Here is a 15,392-nt window from a genome sequence, read left to right on the forward strand (position 1 = left end):
AAAAGTTCGAAAATCAGAAGCCTGTGGAAATCGTCCCTGTCATGCTGAAGCGCGGCTCAACATAGAACTGGGCACTGGATCCATTGCCTGAAAGATTACCATTCATCAGACGAACAGCCGATGCATTTGTACCCACACCCACGACACCCGTCCGGACAATTGAACCTGTCAGGTTTGTAAAGTTCAGGCGGATTGTCGGAGACTTCGCATACCACACTGGCTTGAAGTGATAGCCGAGTGACAGTGTGTTCGTTACATACCCAGGAATACGCTGATCACCTGCGATGGTGACGGACTGCGGCCCGGTGTAGTGAACGGTTGCATTCGCGAAGAACCCTTGATGCACATACGTCAGACCAAAATTCGCCATTACGTGCGGGGATAGAGGTGCCTGCGTACCCTTAGTCCTGAAGGCCGTCAGATTACCGCTCGCATCGGATGCCGCAATATTCGTGTCCATCCGTGCATTCAGATATTCAAACGAAACATACGGACTGAAACCATAGATCGGCTGTGTAGAGAACATGGCATCAAAACCGCGAGCAGTCTGATTGCCAGCATTAACGACACCCGATTGGTTGTTACCAAGATACGTTGTCAGCAAGCGATTGGTAATATTGTAGTTAAAGAGATCGAGGTCTACGATAACGTACTTGTCGTTATACCGATATCCAAGCTCTTCTTTAATGGAATACTGGTTCTTAGGCAGCGTCCCAGTGTAGGTCGTGTTGGCCAATGCTGATGCAGACGGCTGACGGAAGTCACCCTCAGCATTGATGTAAACCTGATGGTGCTCATTAAAGTGATAGCTGACGGACAGGTGCGGCAGAGGTGCCGTCAGGTTCTGACCCATCTGCTTGTGCCCAGGATATGTTGTGTACCAGACATTGGACATCACATATTTGAAGCCAGCATTGACCAGCAGGTGGTCATGGAAATACTTCGCTGTGTCCTGCAGAAATAGCGAGTGAATTTCGTAACCAGTTGTGTTGCCCGGGTAGGAACGGGTAGTCCCAGAATACACCTGATACGTTGAGTCGTTCGGGCTCGGATTGGAGCCATCTGCTTTTGTCACACTGGTTGGGAAATGCTGGGTATAGTCCTGATTTTCATACCAGTAACCAAGCTCAAAATGGTTGTGCTTGTCGATGTCATATCCCAGCTTGGCTGTCGCCCCGACATCAAGTGCTGCGTTTTCCAAGAAGTAACTTGTGATCGGCGTACCTTTAGCAATGGTCTCGCCCGACTTATAGTTCGTAGCACCGCTAGCAGCTGTTCCAGCTGAGCCATCCCAGCCTTTGCCCATGTTGTAATACGGGCGAAGATCAAACTGCAGCTTGTCTGTAAGAACGATATGGATTGGAGCACTCAGGAAAATCTGGTTCCAATGATCAATATTGTTCTTCCAATAGTCATTTCCGCTGGAGTCAAACCCAGCCTTGCGCCCGTAGCCCTCGCCGGTTGCCTTGTATTTGTAGAACTGAGCGGCGGTGGGGTACCGGTCGATGGTAAAGTCTTCATTATTCCAGGACATGAAGAGCTTCGCAAAAGAGCCATTCTCCCAGTCCTTGCGAATACCGAAATCAAGATGACGGCGCTCGTTGATACCGGCGCCCATCCATGAACGGGCATGAGTATTCGAAAATGAGAGGAAGGTGCGAACGCCAGTCTTTGCGATATCACCACTTTCAACGCGCAGGAATTCGCGAGAAAGGTTATTCGTACCGTATGAGAAATCCATCAAGCCGCCGAACTCATGCGACGGATCATGGGACACTTCGTTCATGACGCCCGCAGCAGCAGACGTGGCCGGCAGATCAACTGCGGACGAACCCGGCGTGAGGCTGACACTATCCAGATTTTCTGAATCAATGTCTTCGGCCATATAAGCCGCGCTAGCTGCAGGCGCACCGTCGACCATAAGGGCCATATCAGCATCGGTCAGGCTTCGGCTCTGAATACGTCCACCCTGCATACCGGACGTGTCTGGCGTGGAGACGTTTACGCTCGGCAGGTTCTTGATGAGATCAAGTGCCGTACTTGTCGGACTTTTGGCCTCAATGAACGCCTTCGTGATCGTCTGGATTGCGTAAGGAGCAGTCTCCACGCGCATCATGCCGCCGCCGCGGCTTCTGGCCAGGCGTGACGTCGATACGGTAACGTGTTCATCCCCTGTCGAATTGATCGAGGCAGGCCGACGCATTTTCGGATGTGCAGGAACAGCTACAACATCGCTTTTCTGACCCGCAGCAGCTTGGGCGCGGGCTGCATGACGCGCGTGAGCCTTATGGTGGACTGGAGCATCACTCGAAGCTGCCTGCGCAGATGCAGCAAGAGACGACGAACCAAAGCCAGCCAGACACGTTACAAGAAGAAGCGCCTTCCTGGACGAGTACTTTTCAAATCGGTACGGACACATAACCTTTTGGCTTCTCCTGCTGCAAAACGATTTTCGTTCCTGACAGGACCTGATCTCTGTCAGAAGAGACCCTTTCCCATAACGAAAACGTAACATAATTGAGCGCTACCTCAGAAGGCGAATAATTGCCTCACACCGACATCAAAAATAGGACACAAGGCAGATCCCGAATACATGATGTGTCTTTTTCACACGCCTTCACATGTTTTGCAACATTCCAGCGATAGATCATGCCCAGTTCTTTGATATCAAAAATATATGTTTTATTTCAGTAATTTATAAGAGTTTTTGCCTGGAAAATATGCACCTTTCCAGTGGCCACATCTCTATCGCTCGGGCTATTATTTTCCGCCCAAGGACAGTGGATACTCCAGTGTGCTTTTGAGGCAACATACCCCATCCTAATTACGAAAACTGTGCTTACCAACGGATCTTGCAGGCAATTTACTCTCTTTTCTTGAAAGATCTTCGGAACGTTCTTAGTCTGCATCTTTTCGGTGCGAAAACTACGATGCTTCACAGTCGCCTTCTCATCTATCTGGATACGGTCGCCCGCTGCGGTTCCATCCGAAAGGCGGGCGAGCATCTGAATGTGGCCTCAACGGCTATCAACCGACAGATCCTGACACTGGAAGATAACCTAGGCACCCCAATCTTTCAGCGCCTTCCACGCAAGCTGGTCCTAACGGCCGCAGGAGAGATCCTGCTTGCTCACGTCCGTGACACGCTCAAAAACATGAACCTTACGAGGCAGGTTCTTGAGGATCTGAAAGGACTCAAACGCGGCGAATTCTCGATCGCCACAATGGTAGGTCCGATTTCGACCTTTCTACCACTCGCTCTGGCTGACTTTCATAATACGCACCAGAATGTTCGTATTCATGTCAGCACCTACGGCACACATGATCTGGTCGAAACAGTCAAAAATGGACAGGCCGATATCGGTATTGGGTTCGATATTCCAATGGACAACAGCCTTGTTGTTCAGACTGCGCGTACCGTTCCTCTGGGCGTCGTGATGAGTGTGCATCATCCCCTCGCCCATCAGGAGTCCATTACTCTTGAAGAATGCAACGCATGGCCCCTGACGGTAGCAGACGACAGCATGGCCATCCGCCCCCACCTTGAAGATCTCTATGCCGCCCGCGACCTGAGCCTGACGCCCGCCATCGAGACCAACTCCATTGAACTCATGCGTCAGATGGCTCTATCCCCCGGAAATATAACCTTCCTGACGCCATTGGACATCATTCAGGAAAGAGCAGAGGGCAAGCTCAAGTTCCTGTCGCTCAACGAGCAAGGTACTCAACCCCAGACCCTCTCGATCGTGGCGAGATCTAAGATTTCCAATCCATTTACCGCGCTCTTCATTGAGAGAGTGGAGTATTTTCTCCAGGATTACACGAGTACCTACCCGGTTTGATCCGGCTGATAAACGCTATCAGGAGAGCGCTTCAGTCTGGAAAAGAAACACCTTCAACCCGCCATGGGGAATGGGCGCGCCTGTCGGCAGGAATGGAAGACCTGTTGCGTGGGCCAATGAGACTTCCGTCGTCAGAATACCCACACGCCATCCCTTGAACTGCTCCAGAAGCCTGTTTCCCAGGGCACGATAGAGTGCAGATAACTTTGTCTTGTCGCCGATGCGTGTGCCGTAGGGCGGGTTCAGAATAACCAGTCCGGGAGAGCTCCCTTCTGGCGGCATGATTTCGCTGATCGTGGCCTGACGAAACTCCGTACATGCCGTGACACCCGCTCGCAACGCGTTGGCTTCGCTCATAGAAATGGCGCCTGCGTCTCGATCACTTCCGTAAAAGCGAAACTCAGGCGTACGCTCACTTTTAACAGAGCGCATTGTCTGCCACGCGTCTTCGTCGTATGTGGCCAACTGCTCAAAGGCGAAATGCCTTGATCGTCCCGGATTGAGGCGAGAAGCGATCTCTGCCGCTTCAATCACGAAAGTCCCGGAACCACACATAGGGTCCAGCACAGTTTCCTGACCATTATAGCCGCACTTTCGCAGAAACAGCGAAGCCATAGTTTCTCTCATGGGAGCACGATTAACGGCTTCCTTGTGCCCTCGCCTATGCAGAAGATCGCCAGACGTATCGACACTGATGGTGCAGAAGTTCTGATCGATCCGAACGCGCAGGACGACATCTGCATTATCTTCCGCAGATGCGCCTAGCAGTTCCGTGACAATCTTGGAGATCCGTTCAGCCGCCGCGCCGCTATGATAGATCCGCGAGGACGAACACGAGACCTCCACTTTGAACGGCACGTCAGGGCGAAGAAACTCTGCCCATTTCACTTCTCGGGCGCGTTTTTCAAGCTGGGACAGGTATTCTGCCTTGAACTGCGCCACGCGCGCCAGAACCCGACTTGCGCCCCGGATCCAGAGGTTGGCACGCCAGACTTCAGGCCACCCACCCCGCAGTGTCACACCACCAGGTACGACTTTTGGCTGGCGAAAGCCCTTCATCCGGACTTCGGAGCAAAGGGTCTCTTCCAGTCCCGGAGGAGCAGCAAGAAAGATCTCAAAGTGCCTGTTATTCGTCATGCGCTCTGAATGGCAGGAAGAGAAGGAAACAGCAATCGTCCGTTCTGAGTTTCAGCTGAGCTAAAACTGGGCCGGGGGATCACAACCACTGACAATAAAATTTTTGTGCTCACGCAAACAAGTGCCTCCCTGCAACGTAAGCCGCAGATACGCGGAAGCCCCCTGATGATCCTTTAACCAGCGGCCTTTCCTCTCACAAACTCTGTGCAACGCGATCATCCCATCAGGAGGACCGATCATGAATCCTTCAGAACGTCGTAAGTTCGGGCGGAAAGACTTTAGCGTTACAGCCTTCGCTTTCGGAACGGCCCCACTTGGAAATTTTCTACAGGAAGTCGGCGAGCAGGAGGCAGATGACATGATCCAGCAGGCCTGGAACGCTGGCATTCGCCTGTATGACACGTCTCCCATGTATGGTCATGGACTGGCAGAGCTTCGGCTGGGGCATTCCCTCCGCTGGAAAAAAAGAGATGACTTCGTCATCACAACAAAAGTCGGGCGAACGCTACATTCCGCCCGCAGGGCTGAGATTGACTTTGCCCCGTGGGTCAATGCGGCCCCTAACAAAATGACCTTTGACTACAGCTACGATGGAACGATGCGAGCCTTTGAGGACTCCCTTCAAAGGCTCGCTCTTGAGCATATCGACGTCGCTTTCATTCATGATATCGACCGCTTTACGCACGGCCCCAACCAACCTGAAGTTTTTCGGCAGGCGATGGACGGAAGCTGGCGTGCGCTGGAAAAGCTTCGATCAGAAGGCGTCGTCAAAGCCATTGGCGTCGGCGTCAACGAATGGGAAGTCTGCCATACCGCGCTTCAGCAACGAGATTTTGACTGTTTTCTTCTGGCAGGCCGATACACGTTGCTGGAACAGGACGCCCTGAACGAATTCCTGCCTCTCTGCGAACAACGAGGCGCTACGCTTATTGTGGGGGGCGGCTTCAATTCAGGCATTTTGGCGACAGGGGCAGTTCCTGGCGCGAAGTATAATTACTCCCCTGCTCCCGCGAGTATCCTCGAACGCGTCAAGAAAATTGAAGCTGTCTGCGCAGACTATAATGTGCCCCTCCCGGCGGCTGCGCTGCAATTTGTGGTGGCACATCCCGCAATTTCTTCTTTTTGCGCAGGGACACGAAATGTGAGCCAACTCCAGCAGAATCTGAAATGGTTTACGCATCCCATCCCTGAAGACTTCTGGGCTAAACTCAAGTCAAGCGGCCTGCTTGCAGAACGAGCTCCCGTACCTGCTATGGCTTGACTTTACCACTTGTAAACTCGGGATTTTTCTGAGGGCTGTTCCTGCTTTGAGACGTAATCCCGAGCCTCAAAACATCATCTTTTTGCGAGGCGCACCCTTATTCGACGAAAATGATGCCCCACACTCTGGACACCATAAATGCTATATGTAACATTAATAACGTTATATGTTGTTGTGTAAACGTTATTCCTACAACAAGAAGCACATGCCAGTTCCATCGAACGTAACATTCCAGAATGTTCGGTCTTTGATCTGATGGTGCATCTTTCAGGATGACCCAGCCCAACGGCCTGTTCTCTGCGCGTTTGTCAGCTTTAGGTGTGCTGTATGGATCTGGTTCTCGGAATTGATGTTGGGACTGGCAGTGCACGCGCTGGCATTTTCACCCTGACGGGGCAGAAAATGGCCTCTGCCGTTCAGCCAACCAAGACGTGGTCACCAGCACCAGATTTTGCTCAGCAGTCCTCAGAAAACATCTGGACAGCCATCTGCACAGCCACACGCACCGCACTCGCCACCCTGACTGAGTCTTTCCGCATCATTGGGATTGGCTTTGATGCAACCTGTTCTCTCGTCGTGCTCGATACAGAGGGCAAACCGCTATCGGTGGACCCGCAAGGCGCGCCAGAGCAGAACATTATTCTCTGGGCCGATCACCGGGCATTGAGAGAAACTGCCGAAATTAACAACGGAGGATATGAAGTCCTGCGTTATGTTGGCGGAAAAATCTCGCCAGAGATGGAAACGCCCAAGCTTCTCTGGTTGAAGCGTAATCTGCCCGAGATTTTTGCCCGGGCTGGCCATTTCTTTGACCTCCCCGATTTCCTGACCTGGAGGGCAACCGGTTCCCTGTCACGTTCAGCCTGTTCCACAGCCTGCAAATGGACCTATCTGGCTCATGAAGACAGATGGGACGATACTTATTTCAAAACTATCGGCCTGGAAGAACTAACGGATGACAACTACGCCCGTATTGGCAATGACATTCGTCCGCTCGGCGGGATCGTCGGAAATGGCTTGAGCCCAGAGGCCGCCACTGAACTGGGTCTTGAGGCTGGCATTCCCGTGGGTGTTTCAGCCATTGATGCTCATGCTGGCGGCCTTGGCATTCTGGGGATTGAGGCTCACGGCGAACTCTCTGACGATGTTCTTGAGCGCTCAATATCTTTAATATGTGGCACATCCAGCTGCCATATGGCGGTATCACAGGAGGCCCGTTTCGTGCCAGGCGTGTGGGGCCCCTATTGGAGCGCCATGGTCCCTGATATGTGGCTGAATGAAGCAGGTCAGTCAGCAACCGGTGCGCTGATTGATTTCGTCATTTCTCATCATGCCGCGGGGCCCGAGCTCAAGCAGCAGGCTGAGCAATCAGGCAGTAATATCTACGCCCTCCTCAATGCCAGAATTGAAGAGCTGGAAGCCGGTAAACTGCCAGGAGGCAGTACAGTCAATCTTCACCTGTTGCCAGATTTTCATGGAAATCGTTCTCCCCACGCTGACCCGGATCTGAAGGGCGTTATCAGCGGCCTCGCCCTGTCAGCGACGCCGGACGATCTCGCCAGGCTTTATCTGGCAACCCTTCAAGGCCTTGCTTATGGCACGAAGGACATCATCGATGCCCTCAATGCCCAAGGATACCGGATCGACACCATTCTCGCCACGGGAGGGAGCACCAAGAACCCCATCTTTCTGCGTGAACATGCAAATGCCACTGGCTGTCGTATCCTTCTGCCCAAAGAGCCTGATTCCGTTCTTCTTGGGGCAGCAATTCTGGGGGCTGTCGCCAGCGGGCAATATGCCACTTTGCGCGCAGCTATGGCTCAGATGAGCCACGCCGGCAGCGAAATTCTGCCAGATGCAAAGACCCATACCTATCACACAGCCAAGCGGTCAATCTGCCACGATATGCTCGCCAGCCAGCTCGCATGGCGTCAGCAAATGCAGGACGCTTTGGAAAAAACGTCCGCTCACTGATCTGCCTCCCGAAAACCCAAGCTGTCGTCCGTAATCCCGTTCACAGCTCTTTTTTCAAAGGTCTGAGTTCCATGTCCCGTCTGAAAACAGCCTGCACCCTTGCAGTTCTCTTGAGCGGTTCAGTTCTTTCTACTGCGCAAGCCGCAGGCACCCTGACAATCGCAACCGTGAACAACGGGGACATGATCGTCATGCGTCAGCTGTCGCAGGAGTTTGAAAAAGCGCATCCCGATATTCATCTCAACTGGGTGACTCTCGAAGAGAATGTTCTGCGCCAGCGCGTCACAACCGACATTGCCATGAAAACCGGTCAGTTCGACGTTGTGACGATCGGGAATTACGAAGTTCCCATCTGGGCGAAACAGGGATGGCTCACAGAAATCAAGCCGGACGCTGCATACGACATCAACGATGTGCTGCCATCGGTTCGGGATGCTTTGACATCAGATGGCAAGCTTTACGCTCTGCCCTTCTATGCCGAGAGCGTCATGACCTACTACCGCAAGGATCTGTTCCAGAAAGCCGGTCTGACGATGCCAGACGCACCTACCTACGATCAGATCCGGCAGTTCGCCGACAAGATCACAGACAAGTCAGGACAGGTCTATGGCATCTGTCTTCGTGGCAAGCCTGGCTGGGGTGAGAACATGGCCTATGTCTCGTCGCTGGCGAATACATACGGTGCCCAGTGGTTCGACATGTCCTGGAAGCCAATGCTCACGTCAGACGCATGGAAAAAAGCTCTGACATGGTATGTCTCGGCGTTGAAGGAAGACGGCCCACCGGGCGTCACATCCAACGGATTCAATGAAAATCTGGCACTCTTCGCGAGCGGACATTGCGGCATCTGGATTGACTCCACGGTTGCCGGCGGCCTCCTGTTTGATCCGAAGCAGTCTCAGGTAGCCGACAAGGTCGGCTTCGCGTCGGCTCCCAAAGGCCCCTACGGCAAGGGACCAACATGGCTGTGGAGCTGGAGCCTTGCCGTTCCCGTCAGTTCCCATCAGGGCACGGATGCCCAGACCTTCATCACATGGGCAACATCCAAGGAATACGTGAAGCTGGTTGCGGACCGAAAGGGATGGGTTGCCGTTCCCGCTGGAACCCGTGCCTCAACATATGCTGCACCCGAGTACCAGAAAGCAGCCCCGTTTGCGTCGTTCGTTCTGAACGCGATCAAGACTGCCGACCCGAGTGGACAAACAGCAGAACCACGCCCCTATACCGGAGCGCAGTTTGTCGGAATTCCTGAATTCCAGGCAGTTGGCACTCAAGTCGGGCAGACAGTCGCCGCGACCCTTTCCGGGCAGATGACCGTGGATCAGGCACTGACTGCAGCACAATCTTCTGTCACCCGTTCGCTGCGCCAGTCCGGCCGCGCCAAGTAAGGCAGAGTGCCATGCAGGCAGTTCTAGAACACAGCCCCCCAAAAGGGGCATCAGAACGCAAAGGCAAGCGAACGGGGCTTCTGCTCCTTTCGCCTGCCGTTCTGATCCTTCTCGTCTGGTCTCTTGTCCCACTGGCAATGACGCTGTGGTACTCGCTGATCAACTACAATCTGATTGACCCGACGCTTCACGGCTTCGCTGGCTTCAGCAACTACTGGTACCTTCTGACTGATCCGGATTTTCTGTATTCCCTGTTGCATACAGTCATTCTGGTCGTTGGCGTCCTGATTATCAGCGTAGGAGGTGGCACACTTTTAGCCATCCTTTACGATCAGGAGTTCTTCGGGCGCGGCATTGCACGTGTTCTGGTCATTTCTCCGTTCTTCGTCATGCCGACAGTGTCTGCCCTGCTGTGGAAGAACCTGATGCTGCACCCGATCTATGGCGTTTATTCCGCCATGATGCGGGCTGTCGGTTTGACGCCCATTGACTGGCTTGCCCGGTTTCCGCTCCTGACAGTCATGATGATCGTCAGCTGGGAATGGTTGCCATTTGCCGTCCTCATTCTCCTCACAGCCGTCCAGTCGCTGGATAGCGAGCAGAAAGAGGCCGCACGGATGGATGGTGCCGGTCCGATCGCTCAGTTCCGTCATATCATTCTCCCTCACCTGAGCCGCGCTATCAGCGTCGTCGTGATGATCGAGACGATTTATCTGCTGACAATCTTTGCGGAGATCTCCGTCACGACGGCAGGCGGCCCTGGAGTGGCCTCCACCAACCTGGCGTATCTCATCTACTCCCGTGCATTGCTTCAGTTTGATGTCGGCGGCGCCTCTGCCGGTGGTGTGCTGGCCATCATTATTGCGAATGTCGCTGCGATGTTCCTCGTGCGCTCCGTCGCACGCAACCTGGAGGTGTGAGATGGCGATCAAGACAAAGAACAGTACAAAAATCGCCGTCACCTGTCTGGGCTGGGGTATTGCGCTATGGCTCTTCTTTCCCATTTTCTGGATGATCTTGACGGGTTTCAAGAGCGAAGTTCAGGCGGTCTCAACACCGCCAAAACTGATCTTCGCGCCGACGCTCAGCAGCTATGCGGAAGTGTTCGAGCGCGCGAGTTACTGGCACTTCACCTTCAACACCGTCATCATCTCGGTTGCCGCTACTGTGGGCGCGCTCCTGCTTGCCATTCCGGCGGCATACTCGATGGCCTTCATGCCCTCAAAGCGCACACGCGGGACGTTGCTGTGGATGTTGTCGACACGCATGCTGCCTCCTGTTGGCGTGCTCGTACCTATCTATCTTCTGGCTCGCAGCACCCACCTTCTGGACTCATGTACAGGACTGGCCATCGTCAACATGCTGACGAACCTGCCCATCATCGTCTGGATGCTGTTCACATTCTTCCGGGAAGTTCCTGCCCCAATTCTTGAGGCTGGTCGCATGGACGGGGCAACACGCTGGCAGGAAATGACAATGGTCCTGCTTCCCCTTGCCCTGCCGGGGATCGCCTCCACAGCCCTGTTGTCGCTGATCCTGTGTTGGAATGAGGCTTTCTGGTCTCTCAATCTCACCTCCTCCAATGCCGCTCCGCTCACAGCATTCATTGCTTCCTTCTCCTCACCGGAAGGACTGTTTTTCGGCAAGCTATCCGCCGCATCCACACTCGCAGTCGCGCCGATCCTTGTGCTGGGCTGGATCAGCCAGAAACAACTCGTACGTGGCCTCACCTTTGGAGCCGTCAAATGATGGCTACCCTCGCATTCTCCGTCCCCCAAACGCTCAGGAACGGGATCTGATTCATGGCAACGCTTGAACTCAAGAACCTCCGTAAAACCTATCTTACGGAAGAAATCATCAAAGGCATTTCGCTGTCGATCAAGGATCGTGAATTCGTGGTTTTCGTCGGCCCGTCCGGCTGCGGAAAATCCACGCTGCTTCGTATGATTGCAGGCCTTGAAGACATCACTTCCGGAGACCTTCTGATTGATGGTCAGCGCGTCAACGACGTGGAACCGGGAAAACGCGGCCTTGCCATGGTGTTCCAGTCCTACGCGCTCTACCCGCACATGGACGTCTACAAGAACATGGAATTTGGCCTCAAACTCGCAGGGGTGCCGGAGAAAGAACGGAGCGAGAAGATCAAGCATGTTGCCGCCACGCTTCAGCTTGAACCCTACTTGCATCACAAGCCAGGTCAGCTCTCGGGCGGTCAGCGGCAGCGCGTTGCTATCGGCCGCGCCATCGTACGTAACCCGAAGGTCTTCCTGTTTGATGAACCTCTCTCAAACCTGGATGCAGCCCTGCGAGGCCAGATGCGAGTGGAGCTTTCGGCCCTTCATCGCAAGCTGAACGCGACCACCATATATGTGACCCATGACCAGGTGGAAGCCATGACAATGGCGGACAAGATCGTGGTCCTTCAGAAAGGCGTTGTGGAACAGATTGGCTCACCGCTGGAGCTTTATCACCACCCGCGCAACCTGTTTGTCGCCAAGTTCATCGGTTCACCTCCCATGAATTTCTTCTCCGCAATCTTCCAGAACGGCGGCCACGACGGATCGAGCGTTCAGCTCCGGGACGGTACTCTTCTTCATGTCCCGGTCTCGCCACCGGATATTCTGCCCGGAACCAAGATTACAGTCGGCATTCGCCCAGAACACGTTGAACTGGCTCCCGCGAGTGATGATAGCGGGGTTGTGGAAGTTATCGAGCGCCTCGGCGCCATCACACTGGTTCATGTCCGCTGTGCCGACGGGCAGATCATCGTTGTTCAGACAGACGGTTTCACAACCCTTGAAGTCGACACGCCGGTCAGCCTGAAGCTTCCTCCGCAGCATTGCCACCTTTTTGCCCCTGATGGCCTGGCGTTCGAAGCCTGCCGCCGTCATCCCCTTGCCGCCTGATTTTTCTTCCCAGGAATATACATCATGTACATGGAAAAACTTCGCCTTGACGGTCGCGTCGCAGTGGTTACGGGCGGTGCACAGAATATTGGCCTCGCCTGCGTCACGGCTCTGGCAGAAGCAGGCGCACGCGTCATCATCGCAGATCTGGATGAAACACTTGCTGCACAATCCGCGGAAGACCTGCGCAAGCAGGACCTGAATGTGGATAGCATCCGGATGGATGTCACCAGCACGGAGAGCGTTCAGTCCGCAATCAAAACCCTTCACGAGAAAGAGGGGCATCTGGATATCCTGGTTGCCTGTGCCGGTATCTGTATTTCAGAGGTCAAAGCCGAAGATATGACGGATGGGCAGTGGCTTAAACAGGTGGACATCAACCTGAACGGTATGTTCCGGTGCTGTCAGGCTGTTGGCCGGATCATGATCGAGCAGAAAAAGGGCGCCATCGTCGCGATTGGCTCCATGTCCGGACAAATCGTCAATCGTCCCCAGCAGCAGGCGGCCTACAACGCGTCAAAAGCGGGCGTACACCAGTATATTCGTTCGCTGGCCGCAGAATGGGCCCCTCATGGCATCCGCGCCAACGCTGTCGCCCCGACCTACATCGAGACAACCCTGACGCGTTTCGGCATGGAAAAGCCAGAGCTCTATGACGCCTGGATCGCCGGAACACCAATGGGCCGAGTTGGCCAGCCGGATGAAGTGGCATCCGTCGTTCAGTTCTTGGCTTCAGACGCCGCCAGCCTCATGACCGGTGCTATCGTTAACGTCGATGCCGGTTTCACTGTCTGGTAAGTATCAATTCCGCAATCGGGCCTCTCGGTGAACGGCCCGATTGTTTCTCAGGAACGCCGGGCCATAAGAGGGTCTGTTTTCCCCAGCCGCCCCGTTTCGACCCGACCGGCAAAATGGACGTGTCCTCCAGTTTTCCCGCTTCGGCTGGTCACGGTCAGATCATACCAGAAGTCACTTCCGACCAACGGATAAAAGCGTGACGTCTCCTGCCCGGGAGGCAGTATGGTCGTCCATTCTCTTGCAGGGCCGTAAGCATCTTCAACGGTCAATTCTGCGGTCGCTGACTGGATGTTTTTGAGCGCAAGCCTTACACCATCATGGTCTTCCAGAATCTGGACCTGCAATCCGGAAAACCCTTTGCCCGCCCGATAAAACCCGGCTGGACCATGTAGAGTGAAGTCATGCTCAATCTGTAGCGGGATATTTTGCGTGTGCCCTGCCCCAAGAGTGTATTGGCGTGATGGTCCCTGGCCGGAAAGCCGGAACACTGCCCCACGCGTCCCACTGTTGGCGATTATCAGATTTTGCAATTGCCCCGTGACCTGAACATCAGCTGATAACTTATATGGCAGTACACAGGTTGTTCTCTGCCCTTCCTCCTGTCGAGGCAACGTTTGATATTGTGGAACCAACGGCAGCGGAAGCATGCAGGACTTTCGCGTCTGAGGCATATAGTCGTCTGTATTTGGCAGGCTGGCTTGCCATGATGTGTCAGTCTCGGAAAAATCAAAAGCCGATGTCAGATCACCACACACAGACCGACGCCAAGGCGTAATGGTCGGAGCACGAACCCCAAACCTGGCTTCGAGGAACATCAAGACGGATGTGTGATCAAACAGCTCCGAATTGACACGTCCTCCCTTACTCCAAGGCGAGATCAAAATTGCCGGAACCCGAGGACCTAGGCCCACAGCAACGCCGTGATAGGTCTCTCCGCTCACTGAAACGGTGCTGCTGCCTTCATCCGGATGCAAAGCCGGAACAGGCGCCGGAACATGATCGAAAAACCCGTCGTTTTCATCATAATTCAAGATAAAAACAGTTTTTGACCAGACGTCCGGATGTCGAACGAACACGTCCATCAGCCTTGAAATCAGGTGTTCACCATATCCGGGCGGAGCATTGGGATGTTCGGAAAGAGCGGCGGACGGCACAATCCAGGAGACCTGCGGAAGCGTCCCAGAAGCAATATCTTTCTCAAACGCCTCTACAAGAAACCGTCCTTCAGATGTCGCAGCATTTCCGGCGGTTGAGCCTTCAACAATCGCCCGACCTCGCTGATACTGCCATGACGCCTCTGACAGCCCACGAAAGGCACTAAATCCAGCGAGGGCATTATCACCGAAATTATCGTACTCCTGGTATACTTTCCACGACACGCCTGCCGTCTGCAGCTCTTCTGCATAAGTGGTCCATTGGAAGGCCTGAAACTTCGGATTGTCATGCCGCATATCAGCCGACGTGTTGCCATCATCAACATTTTCAACGGCCTGCCTGCCGTCATGCCCGACACTCAGACCATTGGTACCCGAGAACAAAAACAAGCGGTTTGGGTTGGTCGGACCGAAAATCGAACAGTGATAGGCATCGCAGATCGTAAATGCGTCCGCCAGAGCATAGTAGTAAGGGATGTCACGGCGGGTGAAATGCCCCATCGTCATAGCGGTTTTGTGAGGGACCCAGCAGTCCCACTCATTCCAGGTTTTCTGGCTGCCTATCCAGCTATGATCCAGACTGGCAATGCAGGCACTCGAGGTGTGAACTGTGTTCATGCGGAAAGGCATAACCGTAGCCCCATCCGCAGTTCTCTGTGCGAAAACTGACGTTCCATCCGGTTGATACGCCGCACGCGGGTCTCCATACCCTCGAACACCCTGCAAGCAGCCGAAATAGTGATCGAAAGAGCGGTTTTCCTGCATCAGGATCACCACATGCTCGACGTCCTGAATAGTGCCGGTTTTCCGGTTGGCCGGAACCGCCAGAGCCTGTCGCAAATTGCCTGGCAGTGACCCTGCAGCAGCAAAAGCAGCTCCCAGTTCAAGAAATCTGCGTCGGCTGGAAAGCGGTCCGGTCATGATGTCGTCCG

The 15,392-nt window shown here is 54.1% G+C and carries 11 protein-coding genes; 8 read left to right on the forward strand and 3 right to left on the reverse strand.

Features of this window, described 5'->3' with window-relative positions; genetic code table 11:
- Positions 1-13 precede the first annotated feature (13 nt).
- Entirely contained in the window at positions 14-2,419 is a 2,406-nt protein-coding gene (locus tag ABDK75_RS07970) for a TonB-dependent receptor (protein WP_167386158.1), read from the reverse strand.
- 511 nt (positions 2,420-2,930) lie between these two features.
- Between ABDK75_RS07970 and ABDK75_RS07975 the strand changes: the two genes are divergently transcribed.
- Positions 2,931-3,842 carry a LysR family transcriptional regulator gene (locus ABDK75_RS07975; RefSeq protein WP_233126160.1) on the forward strand — a complete coding sequence of 304 codons (912 nt, stop codon included), beginning with the start codon at positions 2,931-2,933 and terminating at the stop codon, positions 3,840-3,842.
- 18 nt (positions 3,843-3,860) lie between these two features.
- Here ABDK75_RS07975 and ABDK75_RS07980 read toward each other — a convergent pair whose 3' ends face one another.
- On the reverse strand, positions 3,861-4,979 hold the full coding sequence (locus ABDK75_RS07980) for a THUMP domain-containing protein (RefSeq protein WP_346005484.1): 1,119 nt from the start codon (positions 4,977-4,979) through the stop codon (positions 3,861-3,863).
- Between the two features lie 238 nt (positions 4,980-5,217).
- On the opposite strand from ABDK75_RS07980, the gene ABDK75_RS07985 reads away from it, so the two are divergent.
- The 7 genes from ABDK75_RS07985 (at position 5,218) to ABDK75_RS08015 (ending at position 13,306) form a co-directional block, all read left to right on the forward strand.
- Positions 5,218-6,240 (forward strand): aldo/keto reductase, encoded by a 1,023-nt coding sequence (locus ABDK75_RS07985; protein WP_346005485.1) that lies wholly within the window; start codon positions 5,218-5,220, stop codon positions 6,238-6,240.
- A gap of 327 nt (positions 6,241-6,567) precedes the next feature.
- Positions 6,568-8,214: an FGGY-family carbohydrate kinase gene (locus ABDK75_RS07990; RefSeq protein ID WP_346005486.1), complete on the forward strand. Its 1,647-nt coding sequence runs from the start codon at positions 6,568-6,570 to the stop codon at positions 8,212-8,214.
- A 71-nt stretch (positions 8,215-8,285) separates the two neighbouring features.
- Positions 8,286-9,602 carry a sugar ABC transporter substrate-binding protein gene (locus ABDK75_RS07995; protein ID WP_346005487.1) on the forward strand — a complete coding sequence of 439 codons (1,317 nt, stop codon included), beginning with the start codon at positions 8,286-8,288 and terminating at the stop codon, positions 9,600-9,602.
- An 11-nt stretch (positions 9,603-9,613) separates the two neighbouring features.
- Positions 9,614-10,522 carry a carbohydrate ABC transporter permease gene (locus ABDK75_RS08000; protein ID WP_046901879.1) on the forward strand — a complete coding sequence of 303 codons (909 nt, stop codon included), beginning with the start codon at positions 9,614-9,616 and terminating at the stop codon, positions 10,520-10,522.
- A 1-nt stretch (position 10,523) separates the two neighbouring features.
- The gene (locus ABDK75_RS08005; protein ID WP_346005488.1) at positions 10,524-11,351 is read left to right on the forward strand and encodes a carbohydrate ABC transporter permease; all 828 of its coding nucleotides are present in this window, start codon (positions 10,524-10,526) and stop codon (positions 11,349-11,351) included.
- Between the two features lie 53 nt (positions 11,352-11,404).
- The gene (locus tag ABDK75_RS08010) at positions 11,405-12,508 is read left to right on the forward strand and encodes a sn-glycerol-3-phosphate ABC transporter ATP-binding protein UgpC (protein WP_346005489.1); all 1,104 of its coding nucleotides are present in this window, start codon (positions 11,405-11,407) and stop codon (positions 12,506-12,508) included.
- 24 nt (positions 12,509-12,532) lie between these two features.
- Positions 12,533-13,306 (forward strand): SDR family NAD(P)-dependent oxidoreductase, encoded by a 774-nt coding sequence (locus tag ABDK75_RS08015; RefSeq protein ID WP_046901882.1) that lies wholly within the window; start codon positions 12,533-12,535, stop codon positions 13,304-13,306.
- A gap of 47 nt (positions 13,307-13,353) precedes the next feature.
- Here the strand turns inward: ABDK75_RS08015 and ABDK75_RS08020 are convergent, their stop codons facing one another.
- The gene (locus ABDK75_RS08020) at positions 13,354-15,381 is read right to left on the reverse strand and encodes a phosphocholine-specific phospholipase C (protein ID WP_346005490.1); all 2,028 of its coding nucleotides are present in this window, start codon (positions 15,379-15,381) and stop codon (positions 13,354-13,356) included.
- Between the last annotated feature and the right edge of the window lie 11 nt (positions 15,382-15,392).

The organism is Gluconobacter sp. OJA (assembly GCF_039638325.1).
GTDB lineage: Bacteria > Pseudomonadota > Alphaproteobacteria > Acetobacterales > Acetobacteraceae > Gluconobacter > Gluconobacter cerinus.

Coding starts and splice junctions, on each gene's coding strand:
- ABDK75_RS08005 (WP_346005488.1), top strand. CDS start 10,524: ATGGCGATCAAGACAAAGAACAGTACAAAAATCGCCGTCACCTGTCTG.
- ABDK75_RS07985 (WP_346005485.1), top strand. CDS start 5,218: ATGAATCCTTCAGAACGTCGTAAGTTCGGGCGGAAAGACTTTAGCGTT.
- ABDK75_RS07995 (WP_346005487.1), top strand. CDS start 8,286: ATGTCCCGTCTGAAAACAGCCTGCACCCTTGCAGTTCTCTTGAGCGGT.
- ABDK75_RS07970 (WP_167386158.1), bottom strand. CDS start 2,419: ATGTGTCCGTACCGATTTGAAAAGTACTCGTCCAGGAAGGCGCTTCTT.
- ABDK75_RS07975 (WP_233126160.1), top strand. CDS start 2,931: ATGCTTCACAGTCGCCTTCTCATCTATCTGGATACGGTCGCCCGCTGC.
- ABDK75_RS08010 (WP_346005489.1), top strand. CDS start 11,405: ATGGCAACGCTTGAACTCAAGAACCTCCGTAAAACCTATCTTACGGAA.
- ABDK75_RS07990 (WP_346005486.1), top strand. CDS start 6,568: ATGGATCTGGTTCTCGGAATTGATGTTGGGACTGGCAGTGCACGCGCT.
- ABDK75_RS08020 (WP_346005490.1), bottom strand. CDS start 15,381: ATGACCGGACCGCTTTCCAGCCGACGCAGATTTCTTGAACTGGGAGCT.
- ABDK75_RS08000 (WP_046901879.1), top strand. CDS start 9,614: ATGCAGGCAGTTCTAGAACACAGCCCCCCAAAAGGGGCATCAGAACGC.
- ABDK75_RS08015 (WP_046901882.1), top strand. CDS start 12,533: ATGTACATGGAAAAACTTCGCCTTGACGGTCGCGTCGCAGTGGTTACG.
- ABDK75_RS07980 (WP_346005484.1), bottom strand. CDS start 4,979: ATGACGAATAACAGGCACTTTGAGATCTTTCTTGCTGCTCCTCCGGGA.